The sequence below is a fragment of the Xenorhabdus beddingii genome, assembly GCF_002127545.1.
In the GTDB taxonomy this organism is placed as follows: Bacteria; Pseudomonadota; Gammaproteobacteria; order Enterobacterales; family Enterobacteriaceae; genus Xenorhabdus; species Xenorhabdus beddingii.
The window spans coordinates 65,186-82,546 of sequence record NZ_MUBK01000004.1; the positions used below are offsets into that span (position 1 = coordinate 65,186).

General features: G+C 46.2%; 14 protein-coding genes. 1 reads left to right on the forward strand and 13 read right to left on the reverse strand.

The window, feature by feature from the left end; genetic code table 11:
* Nucleotides 1–28: 28 nt before the first annotated feature.
* From flhA to Xbed_RS03810, 3 genes are all read right to left on the reverse strand, one after another.
* On the reverse strand, nt 29–2,131 hold the full coding sequence (gene flhA, locus Xbed_RS03800) for a flagellar biosynthesis protein FlhA (RefSeq protein ID WP_086111619.1): 2,103 nt from the start codon (nt 2,129–2,131) through the stop codon (nt 29–31).
* Complete coding sequence (gene flhB, locus Xbed_RS03805) at nt 2,124–3,275, reverse strand: flagellar biosynthesis protein FlhB (protein ID WP_086111620.1); 1,152 nt, start codon at nt 3,273–3,275, stop codon at nt 2,124–2,126. The genes flhA and flhB overlap by 8 nt, the downstream gene beginning before the upstream one ends.
* A gap of 328 nt (nt 3,276–3,603) precedes the next feature.
* The gene (locus tag Xbed_RS03810; protein ID WP_086111621.1) at nt 3,604–4,980 is read right to left on the reverse strand and encodes an alanine/glycine:cation symporter family protein; all 1,377 of its coding nucleotides are present in this window, start codon (nt 4,978–4,980) and stop codon (nt 3,604–3,606) included.
* Between the two features lie 316 nt (nt 4,981–5,296).
* Here Xbed_RS03810 and Xbed_RS03815 point away from each other — a divergent pair, with 316 nt between their 5' ends.
* Nucleotides 5,297–5,884 carry a recombinase family protein gene (locus tag Xbed_RS03815; protein WP_086111622.1) on the forward strand — a complete coding sequence of 196 codons (588 nt, stop codon included), beginning with the start codon at nt 5,297–5,299 and terminating at the stop codon, nt 5,882–5,884.
* Here Xbed_RS03815 and Xbed_RS03820 read toward each other — a convergent pair.
* The 10 genes from Xbed_RS03820 to motB form a co-directional block, all read right to left on the reverse strand.
* Nucleotides 5,853–6,701: an alpha/beta fold hydrolase gene (locus tag Xbed_RS03820; protein ID WP_167371862.1), complete on the reverse strand. Its 849-nt coding sequence runs from the start codon at nt 6,699–6,701 to the stop codon at nt 5,853–5,855. The two genes, Xbed_RS03815 and Xbed_RS03820, sit on opposite strands and share 32 nt — an antisense overlap.
* Before the next feature lie 226 nt (nt 6,702–6,927).
* Nucleotides 6,928–7,584, reverse strand: coding sequence for a protein phosphatase CheZ (cheZ, locus tag Xbed_RS03825; protein WP_086111624.1), 657 nt, complete (start codon nt 7,582–7,584; stop codon nt 6,928–6,930).
* Nucleotides 7,585–7,593: 9 nt separating this feature from the next.
* Nucleotides 7,594–7,983 (reverse strand): chemotaxis response regulator CheY, encoded by a 390-nt coding sequence (gene cheY / locus Xbed_RS03830; protein WP_086111625.1) that lies wholly within the window; start codon nt 7,981–7,983, stop codon nt 7,594–7,596.
* Between the two features lie 73 nt (nt 7,984–8,056).
* Nucleotides 8,057–9,109 carry a protein-glutamate methylesterase/protein-glutamine glutaminase gene (locus Xbed_RS03835; protein WP_086111626.1) on the reverse strand — a complete coding sequence of 351 codons (1,053 nt, stop codon included), beginning with the start codon at nt 9,107–9,109 and terminating at the stop codon, nt 8,057–8,059.
* The gene (cheR, locus tag Xbed_RS03840; RefSeq protein WP_086111627.1) at nt 9,102–9,989 is read right to left on the reverse strand and encodes a protein-glutamate O-methyltransferase CheR; all 888 of its coding nucleotides are present in this window, start codon (nt 9,987–9,989) and stop codon (nt 9,102–9,104) included. The genes Xbed_RS03835 and cheR overlap by 8 nt, the downstream gene beginning before the upstream one ends.
* Nucleotides 9,990–9,995: 6 nt before the next feature.
* Nucleotides 9,996–11,627, reverse strand: a complete 1,632-nt coding sequence (locus Xbed_RS03845; RefSeq protein WP_086111628.1) for a methyl-accepting chemotaxis protein — start codon at nt 11,625–11,627, stop codon at nt 9,996–9,998.
* 56 nt (nt 11,628–11,683) lie between these two features.
* Nucleotides 11,684–13,387 carry a methyl-accepting chemotaxis protein gene (locus Xbed_RS03850; RefSeq protein ID WP_086111629.1) on the reverse strand — a complete coding sequence of 568 codons (1,704 nt, stop codon included), beginning with the start codon at nt 13,385–13,387 and terminating at the stop codon, nt 11,684–11,686.
* Nucleotides 13,388–13,605: 218 nt separating this feature from the next.
* Nucleotides 13,606–14,103 carry a chemotaxis protein CheW gene (gene cheW, locus Xbed_RS03855; protein ID WP_086111630.1) on the reverse strand — a complete coding sequence of 166 codons (498 nt, stop codon included), beginning with the start codon at nt 14,101–14,103 and terminating at the stop codon, nt 13,606–13,608.
* 19 nt (nt 14,104–14,122) lie between these two features.
* On the reverse strand, nt 14,123–16,330 hold the full coding sequence (gene cheA / locus Xbed_RS03860; RefSeq protein ID WP_086111631.1) for a chemotaxis protein CheA: 2,208 nt from the start codon (nt 16,328–16,330) through the stop codon (nt 14,123–14,125).
* A gap of 6 nt (nt 16,331–16,336) precedes the next feature.
* On the reverse strand, nt 16,337–17,359 hold the full coding sequence (gene motB, locus Xbed_RS03865) for a flagellar motor protein MotB (protein ID WP_086111632.1): 1,023 nt from the start codon (nt 17,357–17,359) through the stop codon (nt 16,337–16,339).
* Nucleotides 17,360–17,361 lie beyond the last annotated feature (2 nt).

Below are 17,361 nucleotides of genomic sequence, written 5' to 3' on the forward strand. Positions count from 1 at the left end.
ATAAGGTTTGCCATGACGTAAGTAGAGTTTACCGGGCACCACCAAGGGTCGCCGTCATTCTGATCTGACGATTATCAGTGATTTCAAGGTTAGACAAAACAACCAAGCGGGGTAGTACACGTCGCAGGAAACGAGACAGCAGCGGACGCAGTGCATGGTTAACCAATAGTACTGGCGGCGCTCCCAACATTTCCTGACGCTCCAACGCCTCTGCCGCCTGACGTTCCAAACTTTCCGCCAAACCAGGTTCCAATCCGCCACCATTTTGCAGTGCTTGCAGCAGCAACCTTTCCAATCCGGCATCCAAACCAATGACTTTGATTTCATCTGCCCCAGGGAACCATTGTTGAGCAATCGCCCTGCCAAGTGCAATTCGAATCATGGCCGTCAGTTCATAAGGATCTTTCTGTACCGGAGCATGTTCTGCCAGTGTTTCAATAATGGTGCGCATGTCGCGGATCGGCACTTGTTCCGCCAGCAAGTTTTGCAGGACTTTGTGCAACGTAGTCAGGCTCACGACATCAGGAATGAAATCTTCCGTCAGTTTTGGCATTTCTTGACTGACACGCTCAAACAATTGCTGCGCTTCCTGTCTGCCAAATAGTTCACTGGAGTGCTGGGATAGCAAATGGTTAAGGTGGGTCGCAACAACGGTGCTGGCCGCCACAACGGTATAGCCCTGCACCTGTGCCTGCTCTCTTAGGCTGTCATCAATCCAGACAGCGGCCAGCCCAAAGGCGGGATCTGTCGTCATGTCACCTTGCAGCTCACCCACGGCTCCCCCCGGATTAATCGCCAGCCAGCGCCCCGGATGCGCTTCCCCACGACCAATTTCTACCCCTTTCATCATGATACGGTAACTGGCGGGTGCCAATTCAAGGTTGTCACGAATATGGACTACCGGTGGCAGATATCCCACCTCTTGCGCGAATTTTTTGCGAATGCCACTGATTCGGCCAAGCAATTCACCATTTTGACGAAAGTCCACCATCGGGATCAAACGATAGCCGACTTCCATGCCCAGCGGATCTTCCAATTGCACATCAGACCATGATGCCTCTGCGGTTTGTTGCTGTTCTTCCACCGCTTTCATTTCTTCATGTTGGGCTACAAACGGATTTTTGTCCTTACGTAACAGGAAATAACCCAAGCCTGCCAACGCTGCCGTAAATAACAAAAAGACGAAATTAGGCATTCCCGGCACTAAACCAAGCAGGCCGAGTACACCGGCACTCAACATCATGACTTTTGGATTGTTGAAAAGCTGGGTCACCATTTGTTGACCCACATCTTCATCCGTCGCTACACGAGTGACGATGACACCCGACGCCGTGGAGATGATTAATGCAGGCAACTGAGCAACCAACCCGTCACCGATAGTCAACAAGGTATAGGCTTCCGCCGCATTCCCCAAAGTCAAACCGTGTTGAGCAACCCCCACAATCAAACCACCGATGATATTGATCACCAGTATCATCAAGCCGGCAATCGCATCGCCGCGCACGAATTTACTCGCACCGTCCATTGAGCCGTAAAAATCCGCTTCCTGTGTCACCTCGGCACGGCGCTTTTTGGCTTCATCTTCGCCAATCAATCCGGCATTCAAATCAGCATCAATCGCCATTTGTTTACCGGGCATACCATCCAGCACAAAGCGCGCCCCGACTTCGGCGATACGCCCCGCACCTTTGGTAATGACCATAAAGTTAATCAGGATCAAGATAACGAAAACCACGATACCGATCGCAAAATTACCACCGACCAGAAAGTGACCAAAGGCTTCCACGACTTGCCCTGCGGCCGCTGAACCGGTATGCCCTTCCATCAGGATAATTCGCGTGGACGCAACGTTAAGTGACAAACGCAATAAAGTTGAGAACAGCAGGATAGTCGGGAATGCGGCAAAATCCAGAGTCCGGCGGGTGAACATCGCCACCAGCAACACCATGATGGAAAGTGCAATATTGAACGTAAATAGCAGATCGAGCAAAAATGCTGGCAACGGCAGCACCATCATTGACAAGATCATGAGGATGAGAACAGGCCCCGCAAGCATTTGCCACTCGGAGCCTTTTATATTCCCCGGCAGCCGTTTTCCCGATAAATTTAGTAATGAGGCCAGATTAGCCATGACGATTATTTTCTCCAGCAAAATCCAGTGCTGGCGGCACTGGCAGATTTTCAGGTTTTTTCGGTTTCAGGCCACCTTCCTGTTTCCAACGTTTCAATTGGTAAACCCAGGCAAGCACTTCTGCGACAGCAGCATAGAGCGCGGCCGGAATAAAGCCTCCCACTTCAGCATGGCGAAACAACGCCCTTGCCAAAGGTGGAGCTTCCAGTAACGGAATGCGATTTTCCGCCCCGATCTCTTTAATGCGCAATGCAATGAGACCCGCCCCTTTCGCCAATACTTTGGGGGCAGCCATTTTTTTACTGTCATATTGCAAGGCAACCGCGTAATGGGTTGGGTTGGTGACAATAACATCCGCTTTTGGCACATCCGCCATCATGCGCTTACGCGCAGCCGCTCGCTGTTGTTGACGGATTTTTGCCTTTACTTGTGGATCTCCTTCTTGTTCCTTAAATTCATCCTTGATCTCCTGACGGGTCATTCTCAATTTTTTCAGGTGGCTGCGAATTTGATAAAGCACGTCAAATGCCACCATCGGTATCAACATAAATAAGACAATAAAGCTGGCAAAAATCAGCATCATCATGGCGTCACTCAACGCCATCAGCGGATGCTGGGCTGTCAGATTGAGCATGGTAGGCCAGTTTAACCAGATAAACAGTGCCGTACCGCTTCCCACTAATGACGCCTTCAAAATGGCTTTGAACAGTTCCGCCAACGCATTCATGGAGAAAATTTTCTTCAAGCCGGAAATGGGGTTCAGCTTCGTCAAGTCAAATTTGATGGATTTTGAGCTGAATATCAGCCCCCCCATTAAGGTGGGTGCGCCGAGTGCAATCAAAACCAATCCGACAAACACCGGCAGTAATGCCCAAACCGCCTGTTTCAGTAATCGACCGACCTGTTGCACCATCTGTTTGTCATTGCTGACCATATTATGGTCGAAATTGAATCCTTCAAACACCATGAGGGAAAGTTCATGGGTAACTGATTGTCCGCTCATCCAGAGCAGACTTACCCCTCCCGCTAACATCAGGATGGACGTGAGTTCTTTGGAACGCGCAATTTGTCCCTCTTTACGGGCTTTTTCCCGTTTATGGGGCGTGGGTTCTTCGGTTTTTTCGAGATCGCTATCTTCAGCCACAGCTTTCCTTGGTGAACATTCGTTATTACTGACTACTTATGACTATGCAGAAAAATGACATGCAGAAAATTTGCCTTTGGCAAGGGACAGATAAAATTGGGTTAAGCATGACAAAAGCCCAGAAATTCAATGGCTGGAACACTGCAAATTTTGCGGGGGTATTTGGGGCATTATGATAACAGCCCTGAAAAACGCCGGAGGTTAGGTGGCTCCGGCATGGGTGGGAGGGGTGGGTGTTATTTATAGCTCATTGGTGTCTTTCCAATATCCTGTTTAAGTAAAAATCTCTCGTTAATAAAACAATCCTCTGCCTGTTACTCTGCCAACATTAGTCCCCCTTCATCACGGGTTTAATCTCAATACTATCGGCATTAACGTCACGGATATGGTCTTTCGTCAAACGGTAGACCACCGGACTGAGCATAGCAACCGCTATCAAATTGGGGATCGCCATCATGGCATTGAGGGTATCCGCCAGCAACCAGACAAACGTCAACGACTGGGTAGCACCAATCGGCAACGCGATAATCCAAACAATACGGAAAGGGATTACGGCCTTTGGTCCCAATAAATATTGGATGCATTTCTCACCGTAAAAGCTCCAACCCAAAATGGTTGTAAAGGCAAAAATAGCCAGGGCGACGGCAACGATGTAGTTACCTCCCGGGATCACGGATGAGAAGGAAGCGGCGGTCAATGTTGCCCCAGTTTGCCCTGTCAGCCAGCCACCAGTGATAACAATGGTCAAACCCGTCACGGAACAAACGATGATTGTGTCAATAAAGGTGCCCAGCATGGCAATCAAGCCCTGACGAATCGGGTTTTGGGTTTTTGCCGCTGCGTGGGCGATAGGTGCACTGCCCATTCCCGCTTCGTTGGAGAATACCCCACGGGCAATACCAAAACGGATCGCCGCCCAAACGGCGGCACCCGCAAATCCGCCCTGTGCCGCAACGGGAGTGAATGCGGATTTGATGATTAAAGCAAACGCATCGGGGATCGCGGTAACATTGAGTGCCAGAACAACAACCCCCGCACCAAAGTAACCCACTGTCATAACCGGCACTAATTTACCTGCGACATCAGAAATGCGTTTGATGCCGCCAATCAGCACTGCACCGACCAAAACGACCAGAATTCCGGCGGTGATTGTTTTTTCAATGCCAAAGTTACTTTGCAGTACATCAGCAACGGAGTTGGCTTGCACTGTATTGCCAATGCCAAAACCTGCAATACTGCCAAAGAAGGCAAAGAGAGTTCCCAGCCAAACCCATTTTTTGCCCAAACCATTTTTGATGTAATACATCGGGCCGCCAACGTAATTACCATTCTTATCGGTTTCACGGAAACGAACGGCCAGTACTGCTTCTGAATATTTCGTCGCCATACCCACCAATGCGGTCATCCACATCCAGAACAGTGCACCCGGCCCGCCCATCACAATGGCGGTTGCTACACCCGCGATATTTCCTGTCCCGATTGTCGCTGATAGCGCAGTCATTAAGGCATTAAAAGGTGAGATTTGGCCTTCACCCCGTTGTTCATTTTTTTGGAAGAGTAATTTGAACCCCGTGCCCAATTTACGGATCGGTAAAAAGGACAGGCGAATTTGCATGAAGATACCAATACCCAGAAGCCCAATTAGCATGGGGATGCCCCATACTACCCCGTTTATTGTACCTAACCATTGTGTAATCAGTTCCATATACACCCTCGGTAATTAAAATAACAAGTTAGCAACAAAATTGTTTCAATTAAATAAAGAGCATTTTGGAAAAATAAGCGAGGAATAATTGAGTATTGTGAGTAAGAAAAGATTGATACTGTGAGTTGAGTCACTCGTTTTGATTACTCTTTATCAGTTTTGTTGATAATACCCCCTCTTATATCACTGATTCTGATACATCCCGCCATAATTGAATTTTTATCGCGTCATTGAGCAAATTAAAGGTTTTTTATATCGAATAAGGGGGTATTATTTTACTCAGTAAATAATTTTCAAAGTAACTAAAGGATTCCCAGTGACAAGAGTGGGTTACATCAGAGTATCAACAAATGACCAAAATAGTGATTTGCAAAGAAATGCGTTGGTCAATATCAATTGTGAGTTGATTTTTGAAGATAAAATCAGTGGGAAAACCGCCAATCGTCCGGGGTTAAAACGCGCCTTAAAACATCTTAAATCCGGTGATACGCTAGTAGTTTGGAAGTTAGATCGACTGGGGCGAAGTGTGAAAAATCTGGTGACGCTCATTTCAGAACTGCATGAACGCGGCATTCATTTTCAAAGCCTGACGGATAGCATCGATACCAGCACGGCCATGGGGCGGTTCTTTTTTCATGTGATGAGTGCATTGGCAGAAATGGAACGCGAATTAATTGTGGAAAGAACTAATGCAGGTCTGGCAGCGGCACGGGAACAGGGGCGAATTGGAGGGCGACCAGTGGTATTGACTGAGCAAGATCGACAACAAGCTGCCAGATTGCTGACTAAAGGGCATAGCCGGAAGCAATTGTCGATTATTTACAATGTGTCGTTATCAACGATTTATAAATATTTACCGGTAGGAAACGTGGTTAGCTTCCCATTCCAAGATCCACCTGATTAGCACACCGTGATGGTGAAGAAATGAAATCTTTTATTAAGCCAATCCATTCTGTTGGCTGTTCAATGTGTACGGCATGGCCACTATCAATTTCTTTATATGTACTGTTTTTCACATGTTGATAAACTTCACGTACCAAATAAGGTGGAATTAACGTATCTTTGCTTAATCCAATAATTAGCGTGTCTTTATCTATTTGATTAAGATAGTTTTTTATATTTATGGTTAATCCCAATGCAATGCGTCTTTCTATCTCTTTATCTGCCGGGTGAGAACAGATTCGCTGGATGGTTTCATGCCCTAGCGAAGACATAAACGCTGGACTCAAGGCATGTGATAAACCAAAAGCCATTGCTGATGCCTTATCATTTAACGCCAGATGCAACCAAGTATTAAATATCAGTTGATGGCGAGGATCGTCATTGGTTGCCCACGGTGCGGCCAATATCAATTTATTGACTAAGTGTGGATACCTCGCCGCGACTACCGCAGCCACGACAGCCCCCAAAGAGACCCCCACCAAATCGGCAGGCGTCTTGCTACTCTCTGCTATCACTGCCGCAATTTGTTCCGCAAGGTGCTCAATAGTCAACATTTCCGGCGGTAATCCTGAATGACCACAACCGGCATAATCTGGAATGATCACCGTTCGCTCACCGATAAATGCTTTTTTTATTTCCCCAAAACTACTGTTGCCGCCACTATTTGTACCATGCAGAAAGACAACGGCATTTTTGTCGTTTTCCTGATCTTCTTCAAATTCTTTACGGTAAGACACAAATGAGTCTTTCAGGTTAATGATCTTATCAATCGATTTCACAATGTTTTCCTTGGTATGATCCGGATTAGTGTCTATTTATACACTAGATAAATAGAACAACACTGTGAACTCAGTTTCATTCTGATATATCGAAGATCAAGGGCAGTGAGAATATCGCCAATCAGTTAGGACGAACGTTTGGGCAAGCCATCAGGCTCACCCAAACGCGATCAAAAGAGGTTATTTCTATTGAAGATTCTATTCGTTAAATCACTATCACTCGTTATCAAAAACCTAAACTATCCAACAAATCATCAACCTGTTCTTGATTGGCAATAACACCAGTGCCATTTTGGTTAACTTGAGGGCCGTTAAGAAGACTATCGTTCTCTTTTTTCGCTTTAGCCATCTGGTCAGAGGGCATATTCTCCATTAACACCATAACCAATTGTTTTTCCAGCTCCTGAATGACTTCCATCATCCGCTTGATGACTTGCCCCGTCAGATCTTGAAAGTCTTGCGCCATCATGATCTCAAGCAATTGAGCATTAGTAAATGAGGCATAATCAGGCACGAGATTCAGATAACTTCTGGTGTCCGTGACTAATGTGCGAGCGTCGATCAGATCTAAATTCTTTGGGTTTGCAAACCACTCATCCCAACGTTGGGACAAATCTTTTGCAGATGCCTCCAATTCGTTCTGACGGGGCTGTGCGACTTCAACGCAGTTCAGCACCCTTTCAGCCGCTTGTGCCGTCATTTGGACAACGTAATTCAGCCGTTCCCTCGCGTCTGGGATCGCCTCAGCCGCCTGAGCGATAGTTTGATCCAATCCCAGTTCACGTAGACTATCGCGCAGCATCCTTGTTAACTGCCCAATACGACTGATTATCTCGCTGGTCGGGATCGCCTCATCTCTCGGCATGACTGGATTTACACTCATTTTGTCTCCTTAGAGCCCCAATTTTTCAAATATTTTATTGAGTTTCTCTTCCAAAATAGCCGCAGTAAACGGTTTTACGACATAACCGCTGGCGCCGGCCTGTGCTGCTGCAATAATGTTTTCTTTTTTCGCCTCTGCCGTCACCATCAAGACAGGTAAGGCAGCTAGTTTTTCCTCACTGCGAATTGTTTTTAGCAATTCGAGGCCATCAATATTTGGCATGTTCCAGTCAGAAATAACGAAATCAAATTCGGAAGTACGAAGTTTAGTCAATGCCTCCGCCCCATCCTGCGCTTCATCAACATTGTTGAAGCCCAATTCTTTCAGTAGATTACGCACAATTCGACGCATAGTTGAAAAATCATCGACCACCAGAAACTTTAAATCCTTACTTGCCATACAAACTCCTTCGAATCTTACTTACCCAACAACACAGCACAGTGCTGCAAAAATGAATATCAAATAACAACGACTAAATACGAATCGATTGCCCTACGCTGATTTTGGCCAGCATGGCTTTACTGATTTTTTGAATGTCCATAACATCATCCACCGCGCCCAGTTGGATTGCAGCCCGTGGCATACCAAATACCACACAGCTTGCTTCACTCTGGGCAAGGGTATAGGCGCCCGCCTGTTTCATTGCCAACAAACCTGCGGCACCATCACTGCCCATACCTGTCAGAATGACGCCTACGGCATTGCGCCCGGCATATTTGGCGACGGAACGAAACAAAACATCGACAGAAGGACGATGGCGATTAACCGGTGGGGCATGGGTTACCATGATTTGGTAATTGGCTCCACTGCGGCAGAGTTCCATATGGCAATCTCCCGGTGCGATGTACGCATGTCCCGGCAGAACCCGTTCACCATCTTCTGCTTCTTTGACATTGATCAGACTCAGTTTATTGAGCCTTTCCGCAAATGAACGTGTGAAGCCCGGGGGCATGTGTTGTGTGATCAACAACGCCGGGCTGGTCACGGGCAGGAATTGCAACAAGTTTTTGATTGCCTCAGTTCCCCCCGTCGAAGCCCCAACTGCGATCAATTTTTCACTGGACAATAAGGGCTTGAAATGCAACGGCGCTTCATTCACCGGTTCTGATGTCATCGTACTGACGTTTGCCTGTGCCGCAGCACGGATTTTCTCGGCAATCATCTCACTATAGGCCAACATGCCTTCACGGATGCCCAGTTGTGGCTTGGTGACAAAGTCCACCGCCCCCAGTTCCAGAGCCTTCAAGGTAATTTCCGAACCTTTTGCTGTCAGGGAAGACACCATCACGACAGGCATAGGACGCAATCGCATTAATTTTTCAAGAAAATCAATGCCATCCATGCGAGGCATCTCAACATCCAATGTTAATACCTGAGGATTGTGTTTTTTGATTAAATCACGGGCAACAAAGGGATCCGGAGCGCAATCCACCACTTCCATATCAGGGTGGCTATTGATAATTTCCCGCATGATTTGACGCATCAGCGCCGAATCATCCACACAAAGAACAGTTATTTTATTCATGACCCCTCCTTGCCCGACTGACACCATAAACGGTTTGTCCTTGCAAGTAGAACTCTCGGCTGATTTGAGTGACATTTTCGGAATGCCCTGCGAAGAGCAAACCATCCGGTTTTAAGAAAGTGACAAAACGGCGCAAGATCCTTTCTTGTGTCTTTTTGTCAAAATAAATCATGACATTACGGCAGAATATTGCATCGAACTTACCTTCGAGTGCCCACTCGGAATCCAACAGGTTCAAGTGCTGAAAACTCACCATTTCAGCCAGTAAAGGGCGCACTCTGGCATAGCCTTCAAAGAGACCAACACCTTTGAAAAAGTATTTTTTCTTTTGGCTCTCACTCAGATACTGTAATTCTTCCAAGCGATAAACACCCTGCCGGGCTTTTTCCAGCACACTGGTATCAATATCGCTGCCAATGATTTTTATCCGATTTGACCGATGCCCCAGTGCATCGCACAAGGTCATAGCAATAGAATATGGCTCCTCCCCCGTTGAAGCGGCTGCACTCCAAACGCGGTATGTCCCTCCATTTTTCTTGCTGGCATGTGTCGCCAGAATGGGAAAATGGTGGACTTCCCTGAAAAATGCCGTGAGATTGGTCGTTAATGCATTGATGAAGAGTTCCCATTCATGGCTGTGGCTATCCTGTTCCAGAATCGACAGGTATTCACCAAAATGATTGAGTCCCAATACACGAAGCCGCCTGACTAAGCGGTTGTAAACCATCTCACGTTTATTTTTTGCCAGTACAATGCCAGCCCGTTGATAGATAAACTGGCAGATACGCTCAAATTGCGCATCCGACAAAGCATGCCGCTGAAACATAAAGTTCAGCGGTGCAGTAGCATCAGTCTCTGAAGCTATTAAATTGGCTTTCATCTGACCTCAGCGTATTTGATTTACAACATACTCATCGGTCTCGTTTGATGCAGAAGGGGCCTGATGATCATATTCATTTTCCAAGCTCCTGGGCAGTTCAAATTGGGCAACGGTTTTGACCAATATGTCTGCTTTATCTTCAAGAGCTGCCGCGGCTGCCGCAGATTGTTCCACCAATGCTGCATTTTGTTGTGTGACTTGATCCATCTGACTAACGGCTTGGGCAACCTGATGAATACCACGGCTTTGCTCATCGGAGGCCGCAGCAATTTCAGCCATTAAATCAGTAACCTGATTGACAGCCTTAACCAACTCATCCATAGTCAGCCCCGCATTATTCACCAGTTCCGACCCTTGGTTAACGCGATGAACAGATTCATCAATTAAGGTCTTGATCTCTTTCGCTGCCTCAGCACTTCGTTGTGCCAAGTCACGGACTTCACCGGCAACGACAGAGAATCCACGTCCCTGTTCACCCGCCCGCGCAGCCTCAACAGCGGCATTCAATGCCAGAATATTGGTTTGGAAGGCAATGCCATCAATGACACTGATAATGGCACTGATTTTTTTCGAACTGTTGGCAATTTCATCCATGGTTGCCACAACACTCGTGGTCAATTTTCCACCTTTCGACGCGGTCTGGGAGGCTGATACCGCCAGTTCACTCGCCTGACGCGCATTTTCAGCGTTCTGCTTGACGGTGACGGTCAGTTCTTCCATGCTGGCAGCCGTTTCTTCCAATGAGGCGGCCTGTTGTTCTGTACGTGATGATAAATCTGTATTGCCCTGAGTGATTTCCTGAATACCCGAATACATTTGGTTGGTATTTTCACGCACAGATGCAATAGATTTGATTAATGATTTCTGCATGTCACGCAGTTTTCTGAAGATATCGCCTATTTCATCCTGAGTCGTGACAGCAACTTCTTTATCCAAACGCCCTTCTGCCACATCCTGGAAACAAGCCCTCATGTTCGAAAATGGTCTGAGCAGGTTGCGCCGTAGCCACCAATGCGCCGCTGCCGAAACCACAAACACCATCAGGATAGCGCCAAAGAACATGGCTATGGAGACTTTGTAGTAAAACTCGCCATCAGAAACCGCTGAATTAATGTTTGCACCGAGGTACTGCATATAATTTTTATAGGCGATTTCCATCTTACGCTGGTAATCTTCTGTAGGTTGATCAAGAAAAGCCTGAAAATTGTCTTCATAGAGATACGTTTTCAGCTCTTTCAAGGCGTTGATATATTCTTGATAAGCATGTTCAACTGAAGCCAATAACGTTGCACTCGTGTCCGTTTGCTCTATCCGGGGTAATGAGCTGAATTTAGCAAAACTCCTGTCGGCTTCATTCAGTGAGCTTTTAAGTAACGCCTCCATTGCCTCTATCTGTGTTTGTGGCTGGCCCACTTTATGAGCAATTGCGATTTTGTTCAGAGTGTTACGCGTTTGCAACATTGCTGCCCAACTCAAGCCCAGGGTATCTCTCCGTTGAGTTCCCAAATCAATTCTTTCGATATATGACTGGTCCGTATGAATTATTCCCAGAGACAAACCACTTGAAATAATTTGCATAACACAAAACATCATCAATAACAGATACAAACTGGTTGATATGCGAAGCCTGCCTAACATGTAATCACCTCGTTTAACGGCTGCATAATGCAGCCGTGGTTATCGCTATTATTTTTTTAGAATGTTTCCCAATTAGATGGGTCTTCCACATTACTGCCTTTCTTCAGTGCGGGAGAATTCGTTTTATTAGCTGGAGGAGTTGACGATTTACTCGTCAATGAAACTTCATGTTTTCTTTTTTCAGGCGGCATCCTTTCTGCCTGCTCCGGTAGCTGGAACAACGCAACGGCTTTGGTCAATATCATGGCCTGCTCTTCCAATGCCGCAGCAGCGGCAGCAGACTGTTCAACCAATGACGCGTTCTGCTGTGTCACTCGATCCATTTCGGAAATGGCAACACCCACTTGCGTGATCCCTCTGCTTTGTTCATCAGAAGCCGATGCGATTTCCCCCATAATGTCAGTCACGCGGGTAACAGAATCGACAATTTTGTTCATGGTTTCGCCGGCACTTTCCACCAGCACGGAACCGGTGTCAGTACGGTTTACCGAATCTTCAATCAGTGCTTTGATCTCTTTGGCTGCTTCCGCACTGCGCTGGGCCAGATTGCGAACTTCCCCGGCAACCACGGCAAAACCACGTCCATGCTCACCGGCACGGGCAGCTTCCACCGCAGCGTTAAGGGCAAGAATATTGGTCTGGAAAGCAATGGCATCAATCACACCGGTGATATCAGAGATTTTGCGGGAGCTGTCTGAAATTTCGTGCATGGTTTGTACGACATTCGCCACGACTTTGCCGCCCTGACGAGCGATATCGGAGGCATTGTCAGCCAGATTGCTGGCCTGACGAGCGTTATCAGCATTCTGTTTTACCGTTGCAGTCAACTGTTCCATGCTGGCAGCGGTTTCTTCCAGAGAAGCGACCTGTTGTTCGGTGCGGGCAGAAAGATCGTTGTTACCTGCAGCTATTTCGCTGGTCCCGGTATAAATGGTTTCGGTACTTTGATGGACGCTCTTGACGGTTTGGATCAGTTCTTCCTGCATATGTCGCAGACCAACTGCCAGCATCCCCATTTCATTCGTGCCAGACACACTGATAGCCTGGGTCAAATCACCTTTTGAAAACGCTTTGATACTATCCAGCAGTTTGTGCAGCGGATCGATCAATGCCTTGCGCAACCCAATCCAGCTTATCACCATAACCACAGCCAGCAGAACCATCACAAAGATCAATGAAACAATGATATTGTCGTAAGCTTTGTCAGCTTCCTGTGATACCTGATCATAGAATTTTGCGCTCTGGGATAGATAAAAGTTAAATTCCACATTAAACGCATCCTGATAATCCGTTGTTTTATGGAGAAAAAATTCTTCAAACTTGCTATGCGCTAGCATGTTATCTAACTCTTTAAGCGCATTAAGGTAATCATTATGGGTCTGTTTCAAGCGTTGCAGATGTTCTTGATCATAAAAAGACAATTTTTCAGTCTGTTCATATTTTTCGAAGAGTCGCTCAGCACGGGCAATATTGGCCCTGGCTTCTGATAAAGCATCATCAACTTTATAGCTACCTTCAACACCGCGATTTTTCATCACATAGATGACGGCAACACGGTTCAGGTTATTACGGGCCTGCAGCAGGTTAACCCAGCTTTCATCCAGATAGATTTGCTGTTCTCGCATTTTATCTATTAATTCAAAGGCTTCTATATCATTCTTCAACCCTTTGAAGAACAATCCCCCGGAGATAAGTTGCAGAACACCAAATAATATGATGACTGAGATAAGTCCCGTCACTATCTTCATTCGGTTAAACATAACTTCCCTTTTGTAATAAATTTCTATGCCAGTGTTATCGGCACACTTAAAGGGAACTTTATGCGTAATTCTAAAAATTGATTTTTTACGGCATTTTTTTGATCTAGAACAAAAGGGCTGCTGTTTTTTATTGCAACAGCCCTAAAGCATTAGTTCTAAAACATTAGCCCTAAAACATTAGTCCTAAAACATAGACCTAAGACATCAGACTCAAAACATCAACCTTTAGCGACTGAATCCACCAATGCCATTTCTTCGCTGTTGAGAAGTTTTTCGATATCAACCAGAATCAACATTCGTTCATCAAGCGAGCCAAGTCCGGTCAGATACTCTGTTGATAATGTAACCGCAAATTCGGGTGCAGGGCAGATTTGGTCTTCTTTCAGAGATAGCACGTCAGACACGCCATCAACGACAATCCCGACGACACGGTTAAGTAAATTCAGGACAATAACAACGGTATTATCGTTATAAGTCACATCTTCCTGTGAAAATTTGATCCTCAGGTCGATGATAGGAACAATCACTCCACGCAGGTTGGTGATCCCTTTGATAAAGGCAGGAGTATTTGCAATACGGGTGACATGGTCATAACCACGGATTTCCTGTACTTTCAGTATTTCAATTCCATATTCTTCGTCACCCAAGGTGAAAACCAGATATTCCCTTCCGGTCGTTTCCCCCGATAATTTATTGAATTCTTCTATGGCTGACATGATGTTACCTTTTACTGTGTTATTTGTTATTCACCAGTTCTACTTTGCGTTCAGCCAGTTGTTCATGGTTGAGTCTCTGCAAAGCAGGAATATCAATGATGAGTGCCACGCTACCATCCCCCATGATGGTAGCCGCCGAAATTCCCGGCACTTTGCGGTAATTGCTTTCAATATTTTTAACCACAACCTGATGCTGCCCCACCAGTTTATCCACCAATAGTGCATAACGGCGCCCGGCGCTCTGCACTATGACAGCAATGCCTTTCGTTGGATCGGTTTCCCCATTCGGGATATCGAATATGCGGTACAGTTCAAGTAACGGTAAATATTCACCGCGTACTTGCAACAACTTTTCATCCCCCGCCAATGGGTAAATATCTTCTTCTTGTGGTTGCAATGAGCTGACCACTGCGCTCAATGGCAGAATGAAAACTTCTTCATTAACTCTGACCGACATGCCATCCAATATTGCCAATGTCAGTGGCAACAAAATACGAATGACGGTTCCCTTCCCTTCCTGGAAGTTGATCTGAATTTGTCCGCCCATATCTTGAATATTGCGTTTCACGACATCCATGCCGACACCACGGCCAGAAACATCCGTGACGACTTCCGCAGTAGAGAACCCTGGAGCAAAAATCAGCATGGCCACTTCTTCATTGCTCATGTTTTCACTGACATTCAACCCTTGAGATTGTGCTTTTGCCAAGATCTTCTCACGGTTTAGGCCCGCGCCGTCATCAATGACTTCAATACAGATGTTTCCACCCTGATGTTCAGCCGCTAAGGTCAAATTGCCTGTTTCCGATTTTCCGGCTGCGAGGCGTTTTTCCGGACTTTCTATGCCGTGGTCAAGACTGTTGCGTACCAAGTGGGTAAGAGGATCGATAATCCGCTCAATCAGGCTCTTATCCAATTCGGTTGAACTCCCGATCAGCGTCAGTTCCACTTTTTTATTGAGTTTTCCGGCCAAGTCGCGCACTAAACGTGGATAACGGCTGAAAACGTATTCCATCGGCATCATGCGGATAGACATAACGGATTCTTGCAAATCGCGGGAATTTCGCTGCAATTGAGCCATACAACTCAGCAATTCGCTGTGTTTTGTCGGTTCCAAACCATTACAGTGCTGTGCCAGCATCGATTGGGTAATGACCAATTCACCCACTAAGTTGATGAGTTGATCAACCTTTTCAACTGCAACACGAATACTGGAGGATTCTGCGCGTTGACGTGGTGAACCCGCTGCCGGGCGTGGTGCTGGCCGCCCAACTTCACGTACATCTGTTTTTTTCGGGGCATGGGTCGGCGGTGGATTAGGGGTCGTTATCGCATTTGCTGCTGCGGTAGTCTCTGCCGTTGTATTTTTTTCCGTGGTGTTTTCTACCGTATTTTCTGCTACTTCCGGCTTTATTGCAGCATTTTGTTCTTTCCCAGTCTCTGAATCTTCTGGCTCTATTTCATTCGTGGGTAAAAAAGTTATTTGCTCGGGCTCGATCACAAAACAGAGTACGGCTGTAATATCATCTTCTGTCGCAGAGGTGATCAATGACGCTTCAAGACTATTTGAAGTTTGTTCGACATCATAAATATCACCAAGATGCCCCAATTCATCCTTCATTAAACTGACTTCGCGCTCTTTCAGTCCAGATAAATGAACACGGATCCCCCCATGGTTAGATTTATCTGCCGCAGAAGGGGACTTTTCTACCTGACTCTCTTTTACCTGAACTTCTGCTGTTGTCTGTTTTTCCCCGACTTCGTTTACCACTTCTTCTATAACGGGTTCAGCCTGACTTGCAGAAGCTGTTGCAAAAAGTTCCTCTTCCTGCCGCTCTTCCTGTAGTTCTAATGCAAGCTGACGCAATGTCTCGCAAATATAATTGAATGTATCTTCATCCGGCTCCTGAGAACTTTTATAGGCATCCAATTGTTGCTGCATAATGTCTTTCGCTTCTAAAAACAGGTTGATAATATCAATGGTCAGGCGTATTTCATCACGTCTGGCACTGTCGAGCAGATTCTCCAAAACATGCGTGGTTTGTTGCAGTTTGGTAAAGCCAAAAGTCGCAGCGCCTCCCTTAATCGAGTGGGCGCTCCGAAATATGGCATTCAACTGTTCATGATCGGGTTCATCGGCGTTGAGCAGCAGTAAATGCTGTTCCATATCGGCCAATAATTCATCTGCTTCATCAAAGAAAGTCTGATAAAACGCGGTAATATCCATCGTCGTTTACTCTGCCATCTTAGTATCACTGGGCGGTTCAGCCGATGGCTGTTCCGATATTGTGATTTCATGTTTTATGATCACATGGGATTGTTCGGTGGGCTGCTGAACAGGCGTTCCCTCATTCGAATCCATTCTGATGACTTCTTGCATATCCATACTATCGTTGGCTGTCATGGCGTTACCGCCACTGTTTTCCTGCTCAATTCTTTTTTCTGTATCTTTATTCAGTACAATGATACTGATACGACGGTTAACCGGTGCATTCGGATCAATTCCCTTTTGCATGCTCACCGTGGATGCCATACCTACCACCCGCAGGATTTTGACTTCATCCAAACCACCCATCAGCAATTCCCGCCTTGACGCATTGGCACGATCAGCAGAAAGTTCCCAGTTACTGTAACCTCGCTGACCATTGACATACTGCAAATTATCGGTATGACCAGAAAGGCTGACTTTGTTGGGAATATCATTCAAGATCGGCGCAATTGCCCGCAAGATATCACTCATATAATTCTCAACCTTTGCACTGCCAACCATGAACATCGGACGGTTTTCCCGATCGATAATCTGAATGCGTAATCCCTCATCCATCATGTCAATCAATAAATGCGGGCGCAGTTCTTTAAGACGAGGATCGGTGATAATCAGTTGATCAAGTTGCTGGTGCAACCGATTCAGGCGGCGATTTTCCTCATTGGTTTCAACCAGTTTGGATTGACGGAAAACTTCACCCTCCTGCTGGAAAACATCATCCCCTCCCCCTGGGATTGGATTAGAGCTATCACTGCTTCGTTCACCCTTGTTGATTGCAACTTGTAAGGGGGTACGGAAATATTCTGCAATACTGGTCAATTCCTGTGGGCTGGCGATCGATATCAGCCACATAACCAAAAAGAATGCCATCATTGCAGTCATGAAATCGGCATACGCAATTTTCCATGACCCTCCAGAATGGCTCGAATCATGTTTTTTATGTTTTTTACGCTTTTTTATTCTGACGACAGAAACATTATTCGCACTCATAA